The organism is Halorussus ruber, assembly GCF_004765785.1.
GTDB classification, from domain to species: Archaea; Halobacteriota; Halobacteria; order Halobacteriales; family Haladaptataceae; genus Halorussus; species Halorussus ruber.
On sequence record NZ_SBIT01000001.1, the window covers coordinates 208810 to 222965 of the forward strand.

Consider the following 14156-nt stretch of genomic DNA (forward strand, 5'->3'; position numbering starts at 1 on the left):
TCGGGGCGTCTACCGGCGCGACGCTCGTTTTCAGAACGTTAGGATTCCTGTTGTTCGGTGGCCAACGCGAGTACGTTCTCCCTACCGAGCCGGAAGCTCTCGATTTTGCCCTGCTCGCGCAGGCTCCCGACGACTTGGCTGGTCTTGGCCTCGGTCCACCCGAGTTCGTCCACCACGGCCTTCTGCTTGACCCGACCGCCCCGGCGCTCCAGCAGTCGGAGGACGCGCTCCTCGTTGCTCAGCAGGTCCTCGGGCGGTTGGTCGGCGGGTTCGGACGACTCGTTCTCGCGGGACCGGTAGAGCCACCACCCGCCGCCAGCGAGCGCGAGGACGCCGAGGCCGCCGACTGCGAGCGCCAGCAGTCCCCACGGCAGGCCCTCGGGCGGGTCGAACCACCCGGTTCCGGGCGTCGTGAGGACGATTCGAGGCTCGTTGCCCGCGAACTCGAGGGGGCCGCTCCAGACCACCGCCTGCTCGCGCTTCTCGTAGCCCGAGTCGGGTTCGGGTTCGATGGTGGTGGCCTCGTAGTCCTCGGGCCACTTCACCAGCAGTCGCGTCTTCTCGTTGAGAATCAGCCCCGACAGCGAGTCGCCGACGCGAATCTCGCCGCCGGAGGTCTCGGCGAACCCGTCCCACCGGAAGGAGTAGACCACGAGTCCGTACCGCTGGGGGAACTCCCGAATCTCGGCCCGGACCGAGTAGTTGCTCCCCGTCATCGCTCGGCCCGCGGACTCCTCGGCGCTCCGAATCGTGCTGTTCATCCGACCGACGAACTGCTGGCTGTAGCGTTGGGAGTTGTTCTCGATGTCGGACTTGTAGCTCCGGAAGGCCGCGGTCGTCTCGGGGTCGTCGAGTCGCGTCCGGTAGACCACCTCCCACCGGGCGGTTCCGTTCTCGTAGACGCTCACGTCGAGGACCACCGTATCGGGCGTGACCTGCTGCATCTGGCGAGCGGTCGCTGGCGTCGCTACCGAGTCCGCTGGCCGTTCGACGTTCGTCGGCGTCGTCGCCCTCGTCGAGGCCGCTGCAATCGCAGGCGCACCCACCGCGGCGGTAAGACAGAGCGCCGCGGCGACTAACGCGAACTGTCGCGCCCCCATTCGACTGTTATCTCCGGCCCCCAGCAAAAAAGAGATTGCGTCACTTTGGCTCGTCTTACCCGCCATCTCGTAGTTCCACGAGTCATTTCTTGTCGGTAGTCTCCGGTTACCCCGATTAGGAACGAGTTGGCGGTCTTAATCCGGGTTAATTCGACGCCAACCCGTCCTCAGGCTTTCCAATCGGCTTTCAGGGTTTCGGGGGTTGAAGCACCTGTCCGTGTTGCCGTAAATTGGCGAGACACCATGTCGAAGACGGAAACGCACACGGCTGACGCGGTGGAGTACGAGAGCGAGACACCCTTGCGCGTGCAAGCAGACTGGTCCGGCACCGAGACGCTCGACTCGGCGATTACCTGCGCCATCTCGCGGGCGACGGGGGTCTCGGTCCGAGAACTCGCGCCCCTCTACGAGTACATGGACCCCGACGCGCTCCACGAGTTCGTCGCGTCGATGCGCGACCGCGAGACGGAGACGTCCATCACCTTCCAGTACGAGGGCCACGACGTAACGGTCCGCGAGGATGGCGAGATTCTGGTCTGGCCCGCGAGATAAGTGCTCAGGAGAAGTCCCCGAGTCCGGCCTGCGACTCGTCGTCCCCGCTGGCCTCGGCCTCCGAGTCGTCCTCCGAACTCGCTTCGTCCGCGTCCGACTCGGCCGAATCGGATTCGGTCGGGTCGGACTCGGCGGCTCGACTCCCGTGACTCCCCTCGAACGCGCCCCCGGAATGCTCCACGGCCTCCTCCTCCCGAAGTTCCTCGGCCTCCTCGACGATGTTCTGGACCTTGTTCGTGGTCTTGCCGGACCCGGTGACGAACGAGACGTGTTCGGCTTCGAGGTCGTACTTCGCGGTCATCACGGTCGTCAACTCGCGGTCCTTGCAGTGGTGGGTCATCGCCGAGAGGAAGGGCAGTATCTCCCGCCGGGCGGTGGACATGCTCACGCCGTCGGTCTCGGCTATCTTCCGAGCCACGTAGTCGCGCTTGTTGCGATTCGCTTTCGAACTCCCGAGCTTTCGCCAGTAACTCGGCGGGCCGTAGCGCGTCCACCCGCCCTTGTCGCCCTGCCGGGCCGCCGCGACACCGCCAGCGATGTTGTCGCCCGCGTACCGCCACAGCGAGTAGTCCTGGGAGGCCCGAACTCGACCGAGCCACTTGTCGGCGTTCGACAGGAAGTCGTACGCGGTGGCTAACTCCTCGCCCTCGTAGTCTTTGGGCACGTTGTCCTCGACCCAGTTGAGCATGTCGTCGGGGGTCTCGTCCACGTCGTAGGACTGCTGTATCGCGCTCTGGGCGTCGGCCTCCTTGAACAGCACGTCGAGGAAGTCGAAGATGCCGCTGGTCCGGTCTCGGTCGCCCGTGACCTCGACGTCCTCTTTCGTGAGTCGCTCGCTGGTCTCGGCGATTGCCTGCAAGTCGTTGACCGCCGACCGGAGGTCCCCGTCGTTCTTGTCGGCGATGGCCCTCAGCGCGTCCTTCTCGTAGTCGATGCCTTCCTGCTTACAGATGTGGCGGAGCGCGGGCACGATGGACCGGGCCTGCACGTCGCGGAACTCGATGGTCTCGCAGTTGTTCCGCAGGGTGTTCGACATGTCGTAGAACTCGTTGGCGATGAGGACCATCGGTTGGCCCGACTCCTTGACGACTTGCGTGATGGCCTTCGACCCGCCCCTGTCGACGTTGCCGTGGAGGTTGTCGGCCTCGTCCATGATGACGAGTCGGCGGCCGATTTCGCCCTGCGCGGTCTGGGTCAGCGTTCCGCTCTTGGCGGCCTCTCCGGCGACCTTGTCCACCACGTCCGCGGTTCGGGTGTCGCTGGCGTTCAACTCGATGGTCGGCCACCCCATGTCGTTGGCCAGCGCGTGGGCCGCGGAGGTCTTGCCCACGCCCGGACTGCCGTGCAGGATTACCGCGTCCCGGTGGTTCTCCCACGTCTGGGCCCACTCCTTCAACTGGTCGCGGGCCTTGTTGTTCCCGCGAATCTCGGAGAGAGAGGAGGGCCGGTATTTCTCGGTCCAGTCGGTCATTGGCGGGTAGTAGGGAGGTAGGGAGTTTAGGGATTGCGGAGCCTTCGCACCGCCGAGAATCGCACCACAGCTTTTTCTCGCTGTCCGTGGTAGTATATCGCATGACTGATCCGCGTTCGGTAACGATGGACGACGAAGAGCGCGACAACTTCCTCGAACCCGGGGGCACGGGCGTCCTCTCGTTCGCACGGGGCGAGGAGTCGCCTTTCTCGCTCCCGGTGTCGTACGGCTACGACGTGGCCGAGGGCCACTTCTACTTCCGACTCGCGTTCGGGCCGGACGCCGGAAAGGCCGAGGTGGTCGAGGAGGGCGCGTCGGTGTCGTTCGTCGCCTACGCCGACACCGACTCGGGGTGGCGGAGCGTGGTCGCGTCGGGCGAGTTGAGCGAAATCTCCGAGGACGCGCTCGACCCCGAGGTCGGCGAGGCGATGCAGCGAATCGAACTCCCGCTAGTGGACGTGTTCGAGCGCAACCCCCGCGAGGTGAGCTTCCGGTTCTTCCGACTCGACCCCGAGGAACTGACCGGGCGAAAGGAGGCAGTCGCCGAGTACTAACCGGGCGAAAGGAGGCAGTCGCCGAGTACTAACCGGGCGAAAGGAGGCAGTCGCCGAGTACTAACCGACCGGCGAACTGCTACGGCAGGTGTTCGGAGACGAACCCGTGGCCGTACTGCTCGATGGCACGGATAATCGGCCGCGCCGAAATCCGGCGCACGATGGACTTCTCGGGCGGGCTGCTCCCGGCCAGCGAGGTCTTCCATCCGGTCTTCTCCTGCAGTCGGGACCGCTCGCGCTCGGCGGCCGCGACGGTCTCCTCGACAGGCATCGACTTCACGACCCCGTCGTGCATCAGCAGTTCGCCGTCCACGATGACGGTGTTCGCGTCGCCGCCCGTTATCGTGTTCGTGAGGAGCGACGGCAGGTTGCTGAAGGGTTCGTGTCGCCGCGCGTCCACGTCGAAGAGGACGACGTCCGCGCGCTTTCCGGCTTCGAGACTCCCGATTTCGTCGTCCATGCCCAGCGCGCGGGCGGCGTCGATGGTTAGCATCTTCACCAACTTGTAGGAGGACAACTGGTGGGCACCGTACTCGAAGTTCGCCAACAGTCGGGCGTGTTTTGCCTCCTGGATGATGTCCCAGCAGTCGAACCAGAAGGGGTCGTCCAGACCGAGCGCGACGTTCGCACCGGCCTCTCGGAGCGCCGGGAGCGGGAACCACGTCTGGGCACCGGCCCGGAAGTAGCTGTAGACGGTCGCGCAGTGGAGGACGTGGGCACCCGACTCCGCGATTCGGCGGGCGTCGTCCTCGTCGGCGTGGAGCAGGTGGGTCAGCAGGGTGCGCTCGTCGAGGAGGTCCAGTTCGTCGAGCAAGGCGATGGGGTCGTCGGCCCCGCTCGCGGCCGCCATCGTGTCGGCCTCCGGGGTGTCGTAGAGGTGGGTGTGGAGGCGCAGGTCGGGGTAGTATCGCCGGAGGTCGGCGACGCCCTCCCAGAGCTTGCGCGAACAACCGACCTCGCCGCCGGGGGCGATGCTGGCGGTCACGCGCCCGTCGTAGGTGTCGTGGTACTCCTCGATGAACGACCGGGCCTCGGCGAGTTGCTCCGCGGGCGACTCGGGCTTGAGCAGGTCGGCGAGTTCGGGACCGATGACGCCTCTGAGGCCGGACTCGCCCACCGCCTCCGCGCCGATTTCGGGCGTGAAGTCCATCGCGTTGACCGTCGTAATCCCGTTGGTCAGTTGCCGAAGGCAGGCGAGTTCCCACCCCGCCTCGAAGAAGGAGTCGCCGAGTTCCTTCTCCGCGTTGTGGTACAGGCTGATGGCCTCCCGCAGGAGGTGGTCGCCGTCGAGGTCACTGAACAGGCCGCCGACCAGCGCGAAGTCGGTGTGGCGGTGGGCGTCGATGAGACCCGGAATAGCGATCTGGCCGTCGGCGTCGATGACGCGGTCGGCGTCGGCCCGGCGGTCGGCCTCCTCGGTCGGTTCGACCGCGGTAATCTCGCCGTCCTCGACTCGGATGGTCCCCTCTCGCAGGATGCGGTTCTCCTCGTCCACGGTCACGACCGTCGCGTCGTGAATCACGAGTTCGCTCATCTGATAGTTCTGTCTCGGCTCACGTCGTCTCGACTAGAAAAAAGTTGTGTGTTTGATAAAACTGCGCTACCGGCTGTCGAGTCCGGACAACGCTTTTATTTCGCCCCTCCGACGCCCCTCCTATGTTTCCGGAGCGAATCGACACCGACCGTCTCCTGCTGGAACGGCTCTGTCACGAGAACGTGGATTCGCTCGCGCTCTACGACTGCTTCGCCGCGGGCGTCGCGGACGAGGAGGTCTTCGAGTACGTTCCCCAAGAACCGTGGCAGACGCCCAAGGAGGCCCACGACCGAATCGAGGACGCCGAGGAAGGGTGGCGGGATGGAACCGCGGCAGAGTACGTGGTCCGGCCGAAAGACGGCGAAGAGCGGGCCGGTGAAATCGCTGGCACGGCCCACCTCCACTGCGAGTGGGAGCGCCGAACCGGGAGACTCGGTCTGGTTCTGTGCAAGCCCTTCTGGGGCCGAGGCTACTCCGGCGAGCGCGCCGCGGCCCTACTGGAACTGGCGTTCGACCGCCTCGACCTCGAACTCGTGACCGCGGGCTACAACGAGGGCAACGAGAAGTCCGAACGCGCCATCGAGAAGTACGTCGAGCGATTCGGGGGGCAGTACGACGGCGTCCTCCGGAACTGGGTGCCGATGGGTGACGAAGTAGACGACCTGCACCGCTACACCGTCACGCGAGAGCAATGGAAGCAAGCCGTCGCATCCGAAAGAGACGACCAATCATGACGACCCAGCGATTCGACGTTCACGACCATCGCCACGCGCTGAAACTCCACAAGGACACGGGCAAGACGCAGTTGTGGGAGAACAAAAGAGAGTTAGCCTGCCCGGCCTGCGAGGAGGCCTTCTCGGACCTGCTCGTCTCCGAGAAGCGCCACAACAGCTTCAACCCGCCCGAGGGCCGGTTCTGCGTGGTCCGAGAGGAGGGCCGGATTCTGGTCTTCACTCACTGACGGCGGGGTCGGCGTCGTCCGCGCGGTCCGGCGAGTCTGCGTCGTCGGCCCGAGCGTTCGTCGCCTCGACGCGGTCGCCCAGTCGGTCCAGCGACGACCCGGCGACGACGTCCCCGCCCTTGAGGACCGCCTCGGGTTCGCCGAGCGCGGCGGTGTCTTCGAGGGGATTCTCGTCCAGCACGAGGAAGTCGGCGAACGACCCGGATTCGAGGGTTCCGGCCTCCTCCAGACCGACGACCTCCGCCGCGCGGCCGGTCATGGCGACGATGGCGTCCATCGGGTCCATCCCGTACTCGGTCATGAACGAGATTTCGGTGGCGTTCGCGCCGTGGTAGTTGAACGGCGTCCCGGCGTCGGTGCCCCCGACGATGTCGACGCCCGCCTCGACCGCGGCCTCGAACGACTCGATGTGGCGCTCGTAGACGGTGTGGGTTTTCTGGACGCTCTCGTCGGTGGCGTGGTCGGCGTTGCGCACGATTCGGTAGGGCGCGGAGAGCGTCGGGACCAGCACCACGTCCTCGGCCACGAGGAGTTCGATGGTCGCGGCGTCGAGGAAGGTGCCGTGTTCGATGGTGTCCACGCCCGCCCGAATCGCGGCCCGAGCGCCCTCTGCGCCGTGGGCGTGGGAGGCGACGTGGACGCCCCGGCGGTGGGCCTCGTCCACGAGGGCGTCCATCTCCTCTTGGGTGAACGCGGGGGAGTTGGGGTCCGTGCCGGGCGTGGTCACCCCGCCGGTCGCCATGAACTTGATGAACTCCGCGCCCTTCTTGACCTGCTCGCGGACCGCGCGTCGGCACTCTGTCGGGCCGTCTACCTCCCGGCCGAGGTGGTGGCCGTGCCCGCCCGTGATGGTGATGGAGCGACAGTTTGCGACCATCCGCGGGCCGGGCACGTCGCCGCGCTCTACGTGTTCGGCCAGCACCACGTCGAGGTCGCGCGCCCCCATCGCTCGGACGCCGGTGACCCCCGATTCGAGCGTCTCGCGGGCGTTCTTGGCCTCGGTCAGCATGAGTTCGCCGTCGCTCATCGCCACCACGTCGGCCACGCTGGCCTCGCCGGACAGCGAGAAGTGGACGTGAGCGTCCACGAGTCCGGGCACGACGGTCCTGCCCCCGAGGTCGTAGACTTCCTCGTCGTCTCCGGGTTCCGCGTCGCCGACCGCCTCGACCCGGCCCGACTCGGGGTCGAACCGAAGCGACGCCTCCTCGTACACTTCACCGGTCCCGTCGAGAATACGGGCGTCACGAACAATCATTTGTGGTATATTTCCCGTCCGTGGCCTTGAATCCCGCGGAGAGCGGCGATATTCTCACGGGATTTAAGACCGAACCAGTCGGTCGGCTGTCGAGAGGCCACAAGATACTCCACCCGTCGCTGGCAGGTGGCCGGTATGCCAACGACGCAAGACGCATCTGTGCGGGACGACGGTCTCGGTCTCGGCGGACTCCTCGCCCGCGGCGCAATCGGCGGTGCCAGCGCGTGGCTGGTCGGCTATCTGGTCGCGTACGTCTGGAAGGCCCAAGCCGTCTCCGAATCGCTCCGGGGCGTCGGCTTCGTCTCGGAACTGCTCGGCGGCGAGGCGATTCCGGCGTGGAAGGGCGTGACGTGGCTCTTCCTGAACGCCCACTTCGTCGCCACGCGGATTCCGACCATCGCGGGCGGGACCCGGACGACCAACTTCGTCACGGGCGAGGGCGGCTCGACGCTCCTGCTCGCGCTCCCCGCCCTGCTGTTGGTCGTCTCCGGCGCAGTCGCGGCCTACGGGAGAGGCGGTGGCCCCCTCGACGGGGCGAAAACCGGTGGGAGCGTCGTACTCGGCTATCTCCCGCTCTCGACGGGGGCCGCGTTCCTCACCTCCCACGCCATCGGCGACACGCAGGCGGCTATCTCGCCCGACCCCGTGACCGCGATTCTCCTCGCAGGCGCGGTCTACCCCCTCGTCTTCGGGAGCGTCGGCGGCGCGCTGACGGAAATCGCCGAGTAATCGGTGATTCGGACTTTATAAGCGCCAGCCACTCGCGGCCCAATCGCAGACCAACCGCCGTTCAACTGCGGTCCAACGGACCAGCGACTACCGATTACAGCGCGTGACGAGCGCGTTACGTCTCGTGTGCAAGTGCCTAACAGGCGAACCCAGACAAAACGTTCCCGCCCCGTTAAATGTTGTCTCAACTACTATTCGGTGATGGAAGTCTGGTGCGACTACTGCGAGGACGAACAGGAAGTCGTCAGAACGGTCTCGTGGCAACCCGACCACTGTGCGGTGTGCGGAAATCAGATAGAGACGTCGTAGCGAGTCGTTACTCCAACTTCCGAGCGACCATCTCGCCCCAGTGTTCGAAGCCGTGTCGCTCGTAGAACGCTCCCGCACGGTCGTTTTCGCGGTCCACGTCCAGCACTAATCGGTCGAGCGGGAGGTCCTGCTCCTCGGCGACTTCGACGGCGGCCGCCATCAAGTCGTCGGCGACGCCGGTACCGCGGTACTCCGGCCGGACGTAAATCTCGTTCAGCACCGCGGCGTCCCAAATCATCGCCAACTGCTGTGGCAGGACGAAGACGTAGCCAGCGAGCGCGTTCGTCTCGTTCTCGCTCTCGCCGACAGTCTCGCTTTCGCCGACGTTTTCGTCGTCTTGAGCATTCTCTTCGTTTCCTTCAGAATTACTATCCGTTCCCTCGACAATCTCTGCAACCGTCACGCACCGGGGATTGTGCTTCGTACACCAGAACACCCAGTCGAGGTATCGCTCGCCGTACTCGTTGGTGAGTTTCTCCTCGTAGACGGACTGCTTGTCGTCGCCGCCGGTGCCCGACCCGAGGCCCAGCTCGAAGGCGCGCTTGAGGTCCCAGAGGTCCTCGGGGTCGCGGTCCGGGTCGTAGGGTCGGAGTCGAACGTCGTTCCCCTCGGTCGCGGACTCGTCGCTCGTGTTCCCGTCGGTCATGGCTGGTGGTGGTCCGCGAAGGCGTTTAGCGGTTGCGAGTTCGGGGCGGACGAAACGCTACTCCCGCCGTCGCTCCATCCAGACCCGCATCCCGACCACCGAGTAGCCCGTCAGCGCGAGGAGCGCCCGCTCCCCGGTGTAGGCGATAGGGAAGAGTCGCTCGACCTGTTGCTCCTCAGCGCCCTTCTTCGGGTCGATGCCCGTGCTGTAGTGGGTGTTGTCGGTCGTGGGCGCGGGTTTCGAGTCGCCTCCGCTGGCACCGCCGCCGGAGCTACCGGCTCCTCCGGCGCTCCCGCCACCCGACGCGCCCGACCCGGCGTCCGGACCGGCGCTCGTGGCGGGGTCGGGCACGAGCGAGTCCACGAGGGCTTGGACGTCGACCGTCACCAGCGTCTGGACGAACCCCTCCGTGGTCGAGTAGAACACTTTGCCCGAGAAGGTGTAGAACCGGTCGTGGACCGGGTAGAGGAGGTTCGCGCCGTTGAAGAAGGCGTCGAGGCCGATGCCCGCGAAGGCGACCGCAACCACGCTGACCCACGCGACTCGGACGCCCCGGGGTCCCCACCGCGAGCGAAGGCGCGCCTCCTCGCGGTATCTCAGGTCCCACCAGAGGAGCGCACCCCCGAGGAGTGGCAACAGCAGAGTGTGGAAGGCCGCCCGGTGCGCGCCCTCTATCCAGAACCCGAGAAACACGTCGAAGTCCACCAGCGCTGTCGCCGCCATCACCACCGCCACCGCCTTCCCGTCGAAGTACTCGGCCAACAGCGCCGTCCCCACGAGGCCCGCGAGCGCGACGTGAACCACCGTCGATGGCATCTGCACCTACATGGGTTGTCAAGATGTATCAAGATTTGCCCTCGCGCGCTCGGCGACGAGCGAATCGCTACGCCCGCCACTCGCCGGGGCGACGTATCAGCCTCGCGGGCTGTTCGACGTTCGCCGAACCCCGATTTCGATACCCTTTTCCGCCAGACTCGCGCACACCGGACCATGACCGACGCCACCGACCCCCGCGAGGACCTCGCCGAGCGCATCGCGGGCGAAATTACCCTCTCGGAGGACCCCGGCGCGACCCTCCGCAAGTGGCGCACCGACTTCGGCGTCTCCCAGACCGACCTCGCAAATCACCTCGACGTCTCCTCGTCGGTCGTCAGCGACTACGAGTCCGGGCGGCGCGAGAGTCCGGGCATCGGCGTCGTGGCCCGCATCGTGACCGCGCTGTTGGACATCGACGAGCGCCGCGGCGGCGACCGCATCCGCCAGTACGCCAGAGTCCTCTCGGCGGGGTTCGAGAGCGACATCGTGAGCGACCTGCGGGAGTACCCCACGCAGGTCTCGCTCGACCGGTTCTACGAGACGGTGGGCGCGACCGAACTCTCGGAGGGCGACCAGCGCCACGTCACCGGCCACACCGTCATCGACAGCATCGAGGCCATCACGCGCCTCTCCAGCGAGGAGTTCTATCGCCTCTACGGCCAGAGTACGAGCAGGGCGCTGATGTTCACCAACGTCACGCGAGGCGAGTCGCCCCTCGTCGCCATGCGCGTGGTCAACCCGACGCCGAACGCGGTGGTCCTCCACGGCCTCGACCGCGAGGACCTCTGGGAACACGCCCCGAAGATGGCCCGCCTCGACGGCTTCTCGCTGGCGATTACGAACGAACCCATCGACGACGTGCTGAAGGCACTCCGGGAGTTTCCGTAATCGGACGGCCGCTCGACCGTAAGACGCCTCTCCGCGGACGGTCGCGTTCGAGCCGGGAAAGTGGTGGTAACTTCTCGCAAAGGTATTTCGATACAACGCCTTTTTCCGATTGATACACCTGGCCTCTCGGTATATCCGACCGTGATTCGGAATACCGAAAACGACGGTACTGACCTCGAAAGTGACACAGTGTTTCGAAAGGCCTCGACAAAGTCGGCCGCTTCACCGGATACCGGAGAATGAAGACGTGGTACCTTTTGGGCCTCGACGAGGGCTCGTGGTCGGACAGAATCCTGTTCTTCGTAGCGATGGCCGTGATGCTCGCTCTCGGCGGGTTGGGGTTCCTGAACCCGTCGTTACTGAGTAGCACGCTCACGGGCGCGAAGACGTGGGTTCTCGATTACTTCGGCTGGTGGTTCATCCTCCTCGGATTCCTCCTGCTCGTCGTCGTCCTGCTGATGGTGTTTTCCCGGTACGGGCAACTCCGAATCGGTGGTCCCGATGCCGAACCGGAGTTCGGCCTGTTCTCGTGGCTGTCGATGGTGTTCACCGTCGGGTTCGGTGCGTCCATTCTCATCTGGGGCGTCGCGGAACCCGTCTCCATCGTCACCAATCCGCCACCGAAGCCGTACCCGGTCCAAGGCGCGTCCGTGGAGTCGATGGCGCTGGCGTTCATGTTCGTTCACGAGGTGTTCCCCGGCCTGGCGATGTGGTACCTCCCGGTCGCAATGGCGTTCGGCATCATCGTCTACACCGACGGCGTCGGCGATTACAAGATAAGCTCGATGCTCACCGCCATCGTGGACGAGGACCGCATCCCGGGCCTCTACTGGGCGGTCGATTTGGCCGCGGTCGTCGCGACCATCGGCGGAATCTCGACGACGCTCGGGTTCAGCGCGCAGACGATGGCGGCCATCCTCGGCCGGGTGTTCGACCTCGAAGCGACGGTCCTGACGTACGCGGTCTTCGCGCTCATCGGGGTCGTCTTCCTCGGCGACGTCTGGCTCGGTCTCAGGAAGGGAATCCGCAACGCCGCCCGCGTGACCATGTTGTTCATCGGCATCTCGATGGCGCTGCTCGTCGTGGCGGGACCGACCGTCTTCATGTTCGAACTCGGTCTGGACGCCACGGGCGTCTGGCTCAGCGAGATGTTCCGCCTGATGCTCTACACCGCGCCGACGTCCGAGGGTAACTGGGCGGCCAACTGGACCGGATTCTGGTGGGCGTGGTGGGCCGCTTGGAGCATCTTCGTCGGCAGTTTCGTCGCCCGCGTCTCGAAGGGACGGACCATCCGCGAGATGTTCGTCGTACTCGTCGTGGTACCGACGCTGCTCACGTGGGTCCAGCATCTACTCATCGGCGGGTGGGTGCTCGCACCGGGGTACCAGCAACCGGTCGCCGGAGCCATGGCCGCTGCTGGCAAGCCCGCGGCCATCGCAAAGGCCCTGCAAATCACCTCCTTCGGGACGGTACTGGCGGTACTGTTCGTGTTCGTCATCGCGGGGTACATCGTCACCTCGCTCGACTCGGCGGTGTTCATGATCTCCGCGATCACGCTCGGCGACGAGAATCCCAACCCCCGAAACCGTGCGTGGTGGGGCGCGCTACTGGCCTTCTTCGGGATGATGTCGCTCGAACTCGAAGAGTTCGGCTCCATTCAGTCGCTCTCGGTCACGATGGCGCTTCCGTTCTCGATACTGCTACTCGTTATCCTGTACGGGAGTTACGTCGTCGCGAAGAGACACGTGCGGAACGACGGCGAGACCCACGTGGAGTCCGACACGTTCCTCACCCGACAGTCGGATTCGAGCGCGCCGAGCGACGACTGAAAGGACGTTTCGGAACGACACGCCCTCTCTACTGACGTTCGAGAAGCGGTGTCGGAACGAAGGGTAGACGGTGTCGGAAAGAAAGACGGGCGACGAGACCCCGAAATCTGAGACGGAACCGAGCGAACTACTCCACGTAGTCGTACAGACGCTCGTTCATCCGACCCGTGCCGGTGAACACGAACTCGCCGTCGGGGACCGTGAAGTCCTCCATCTCGATGGTCTTGTCGTGGTTGTGGCGGTCGTGGACGTTCTCGTACTCGTCGAAGGAGAGGTCGTAGCGGGCGGCGTTCTGCTCGTCGATGTTGAGCGCCTCGATTTCGTCTTTCCACCCCTCTTGGACGGTCTCGGCGTGGATTTCCGCCTGCGCGCCGGAGCCGTAGGAGCCGACGCCGAGCTTCCGTCCGGCGAGGTCGCGGCCCTCCTCGGCGGCCTGCTTCAGCGCGGCGGCGCGGGCGATGTGGACCGAACCGGTGTACCAGTTGCCGACCTCGCGGGAGATGGAGAGGGTCGGCTCGATGGTGGCGTCGTACCACTCGCGGTAGTCGTCGGTCGAGCTGAGTTCGTCCATGTAGTCGCGGATGGCCTCCTCGTACTCCTCGCGGTCCTCGAAGTCCTCCTCGCGGGGCTGGAAGCCGATTTCCTCGGCGAGTTCCTCCTCGATGGGCGTGCCCCGAATCATGTGGCGGTAGGCCAGCACCGCGGCCTTCCGGACCATGCCGGGGAAGGGCGTGTGGAAGGGGACGTAGGCGAAGTCCTCGGGGTGAGAGGCTCCGGCGACCGACTCGTAATCTTCGAGCGCCTCGCGCATCCGAGCCAGATACACCTGCATCGAGCGCTTGCCGTCCACGCTGGGGAACTGCTGGTTGGGCTTGAGGAAGTCGGTCTCGTCGGCCGAGCCGTAGCCCTGCTCGGCGGACATCTCGACGAGGTTGGGGTCCTCGGAGATGAGCATGGCGACCGCGCCAGCGCCCTGCGTGGCCTCGCCGGGGTCTCCTCGGGCGTAGAGCGCGGTGTCGGTCGCCACCACGAGCGCGGACCGACCGCGGTTCCGCCCCGCTTTAATCCAGTTGTATGCGTCGTCGAGGCTCTGAGTGCCCGCGATGCAGGCGAACTTGCGCTCGCCCTTGTTGGCGTGGTGGAAGTCCTCGTCGTAGACCTGTTCGAGACAGCCCGCGATGTACGTCGAGACGGGCTTGGAGTTGTCGAACGCCGACTCGGTCGCCACGTCGATGCGGCCGATGTCGTCGGGGGTTAGCCCCTTGCGGTCCATCAGGCGATGGGCCGCGTTCGCGCCCATCGTCACGATGTCCTCGTGGGCGTCGGGGAAGGAACTCGCGTGCAGGCCGAGTCCCTTGGTGTACTTCTCGGGGTCCTCGCCCTTCTCGGGCGCGAACGTCTCCGCGAGGTCGAGTTTGAGCTTCCCCGTCCAGATCTCGATGGCGTCGATACCGACGGCTGTCATGTATCCACATCGGACGACCGGATATAAGGTTTTGTCGATAGGGTCTT

General features: G+C 65.6%; 14 protein-coding genes. 7 read left to right on the forward strand and 7 right to left on the reverse strand.

From position 1 onward, the window contains the following. Positions 1 to 38 precede the first annotated feature (38 nt). Positions 39 to 1100, reverse strand: a complete 1062-nt coding sequence (locus EPL01_RS05615; protein WP_135824277.1) for a helix-turn-helix transcriptional regulator — start codon at positions 1098 to 1100, stop codon at positions 39 to 41. Positions 1101 to 1343: 243 nt separating this feature from the next. On the opposite strand from EPL01_RS05615, the gene EPL01_RS05620 reads away from it, so the two are divergent. Further along, positions 1344 to 1652 carry a HalOD1 output domain-containing protein gene (locus EPL01_RS05620; protein ID WP_168215819.1) on the forward strand — a complete coding sequence of 103 codons (309 nt, stop codon included), beginning with the start codon at positions 1344 to 1346 and terminating at the stop codon, positions 1650 to 1652. A 4-nt stretch (positions 1653 to 1656) separates the two neighbouring features. Here the strand turns inward: EPL01_RS05620 and EPL01_RS05625 are convergent, their stop codons facing one another. Beyond that, entirely contained in the window at positions 1657 to 3123 is a 1467-nt protein-coding gene (locus tag EPL01_RS05625) for a replication factor C large subunit (protein WP_135824278.1), read from the reverse strand. A gap of 101 nt (positions 3124 to 3224) precedes the next feature. Between EPL01_RS05625 and EPL01_RS05630 the strand changes: the two genes are divergently transcribed. Then, entirely contained in the window at positions 3225 to 3677 is a 453-nt protein-coding gene (locus tag EPL01_RS05630; RefSeq protein WP_135824279.1) for a pyridoxamine 5'-phosphate oxidase family protein, read from the forward strand. Positions 3678 to 3756: 79 nt separating this feature from the next. Here EPL01_RS05630 and EPL01_RS05635 read toward each other — a convergent pair whose 3' ends face one another. Beyond that, positions 3757 to 5211: an amidohydrolase family protein gene (locus tag EPL01_RS05635; RefSeq protein WP_135824280.1), complete on the reverse strand. Its 1455-nt coding sequence runs from the start codon at positions 5209 to 5211 to the stop codon at positions 3757 to 3759. 122 nt (positions 5212 to 5333) lie between these two features. Here EPL01_RS05635 and EPL01_RS05640 point away from each other — a divergent pair, with 122 nt between their 5' ends. Continuing rightward, positions 5334 to 5945 (forward strand): GNAT family N-acetyltransferase, encoded by a 612-nt coding sequence (locus tag EPL01_RS05640; RefSeq protein WP_135824281.1) that lies wholly within the window; start codon positions 5334 to 5336, stop codon positions 5943 to 5945. Next, entirely contained in the window at positions 5942 to 6172 is a 231-nt protein-coding gene (locus EPL01_RS05645; RefSeq protein WP_135824282.1) for a DUF7385 family protein, read from the forward strand. The genes EPL01_RS05640 and EPL01_RS05645 overlap by 4 nt, the downstream gene beginning before the upstream one ends. On the opposite strand, the gene EPL01_RS05650 is transcribed toward EPL01_RS05645, so the two are convergent. After that, on the reverse strand, positions 6162 to 7427 hold the full coding sequence (locus tag EPL01_RS05650; protein ID WP_135824283.1) for a metal-dependent hydrolase family protein: 1266 nt from the start codon (positions 7425 to 7427) through the stop codon (positions 6162 to 6164). The genes EPL01_RS05645 and EPL01_RS05650 overlap by 11 nt on opposite strands. 135 nt (positions 7428 to 7562) lie before the next feature. Here EPL01_RS05650 and EPL01_RS05655 point away from each other — a divergent pair, with 135 nt between their 5' ends. Further along, a complete protein-coding gene (locus EPL01_RS05655) occupies positions 7563 to 8156 on the forward strand; it encodes a DUF7978 family protein (protein ID WP_135824284.1) in 594 nt (197 codons plus the stop codon). Between the two features lie 316 nt (positions 8157 to 8472). Here the strand turns inward: EPL01_RS05655 and EPL01_RS05660 are convergent, their stop codons facing one another. After that, complete coding sequence (locus EPL01_RS05660; protein ID WP_135824285.1) at positions 8473 to 9111, reverse strand: GNAT family N-acetyltransferase; 639 nt, start codon at positions 9109 to 9111, stop codon at positions 8473 to 8475. A gap of 57 nt (positions 9112 to 9168) precedes the next feature. Next, the gene (locus EPL01_RS05665; protein WP_135824286.1) at positions 9169 to 9927 is read right to left on the reverse strand and encodes a metal-dependent hydrolase; all 759 of its coding nucleotides are present in this window, start codon (positions 9925 to 9927) and stop codon (positions 9169 to 9171) included. Positions 9928 to 10101: 174 nt separating this feature from the next. On the opposite strand from EPL01_RS05665, the gene EPL01_RS05670 reads away from it, so the two are divergent. Both EPL01_RS05670 and EPL01_RS05675 read left to right on the forward strand, forming a co-directional pair. Continuing rightward, the gene (locus EPL01_RS05670) at positions 10102 to 10815 is read left to right on the forward strand and encodes a helix-turn-helix domain-containing protein (RefSeq protein WP_135824287.1); all 714 of its coding nucleotides are present in this window, start codon (positions 10102 to 10104) and stop codon (positions 10813 to 10815) included. A gap of 239 nt (positions 10816 to 11054) precedes the next feature. Beyond that, positions 11055 to 12644 (forward strand): BCCT family transporter, encoded by a 1590-nt coding sequence (locus tag EPL01_RS05675; RefSeq protein WP_135824288.1) that lies wholly within the window; start codon positions 11055 to 11057, stop codon positions 12642 to 12644. 127 nt (positions 12645 to 12771) lie between these two features. On the opposite strand, the gene hmgB is transcribed toward EPL01_RS05675, so the two are convergent. After that, positions 12772 to 14109: a hydroxymethylglutaryl-CoA synthase gene (gene hmgB / locus EPL01_RS05680; RefSeq protein ID WP_135824289.1), complete on the reverse strand. Its 1338-nt coding sequence runs from the start codon at positions 14107 to 14109 to the stop codon at positions 12772 to 12774. Positions 14110 to 14156 lie beyond the last annotated feature (47 nt).

Excerpts from the sequence above, each read along its gene's own strand:
- EPL01_RS05635 (WP_135824280.1), bottom strand. The coding sequence starts at position 5,211 with ATGAGCGAACTCGTGATTCACGACGCGACGGTCGTGACCGTGGACGAG.
- EPL01_RS05670 (WP_135824287.1), top strand. The coding sequence starts at position 10,102 with ATGACCGACGCCACCGACCCCCGCGAGGACCTCGCCGAGCGCATCGCG.
- EPL01_RS05615 (WP_135824277.1), bottom strand. The coding sequence starts at position 1,100 with ATGGGGGCGCGACAGTTCGCGTTAGTCGCCGCGGCGCTCTGTCTTACC.
- EPL01_RS05625 (WP_135824278.1), bottom strand. The coding sequence starts at position 3,123 with ATGACCGACTGGACCGAGAAATACCGGCCCTCCTCTCTCTCCGAGATT.
- EPL01_RS05675 (WP_135824288.1), top strand. The coding sequence starts at position 11,055 with ATGAAGACGTGGTACCTTTTGGGCCTCGACGAGGGCTCGTGGTCGGAC.
- EPL01_RS05660 (WP_135824285.1), bottom strand. The coding sequence starts at position 9,111 with ATGACCGACGGGAACACGAGCGACGAGTCCGCGACCGAGGGGAACGAC.
- EPL01_RS05650 (WP_135824283.1), bottom strand. The coding sequence starts at position 7,427 with ATGATTGTTCGTGACGCCCGTATTCTCGACGGGACCGGTGAAGTGTAC.
- EPL01_RS05645 (WP_135824282.1), top strand. The coding sequence starts at position 5,942 with ATGACGACCCAGCGATTCGACGTTCACGACCATCGCCACGCGCTGAAA.
- EPL01_RS05620 (WP_168215819.1), top strand. The coding sequence starts at position 1,344 with ATGTCGAAGACGGAAACGCACACGGCTGACGCGGTGGAGTACGAGAGC.
- EPL01_RS05655 (WP_135824284.1), top strand. The coding sequence starts at position 7,563 with ATGCCAACGACGCAAGACGCATCTGTGCGGGACGACGGTCTCGGTCTC.
- EPL01_RS05630 (WP_135824279.1), top strand. The coding sequence starts at position 3,225 with ATGACTGATCCGCGTTCGGTAACGATGGACGACGAAGAGCGCGACAAC.
- EPL01_RS05640 (WP_135824281.1), top strand. The coding sequence starts at position 5,334 with ATGTTTCCGGAGCGAATCGACACCGACCGTCTCCTGCTGGAACGGCTC.
- hmgB (WP_135824289.1), bottom strand. The coding sequence starts at position 14,109 with ATGACAGCCGTCGGTATCGACGCCATCGAGATCTGGACGGGGAAGCTC.
- EPL01_RS05665 (WP_135824286.1), bottom strand. The coding sequence starts at position 9,927 with ATGCCATCGACGGTGGTTCACGTCGCGCTCGCGGGCCTCGTGGGGACG.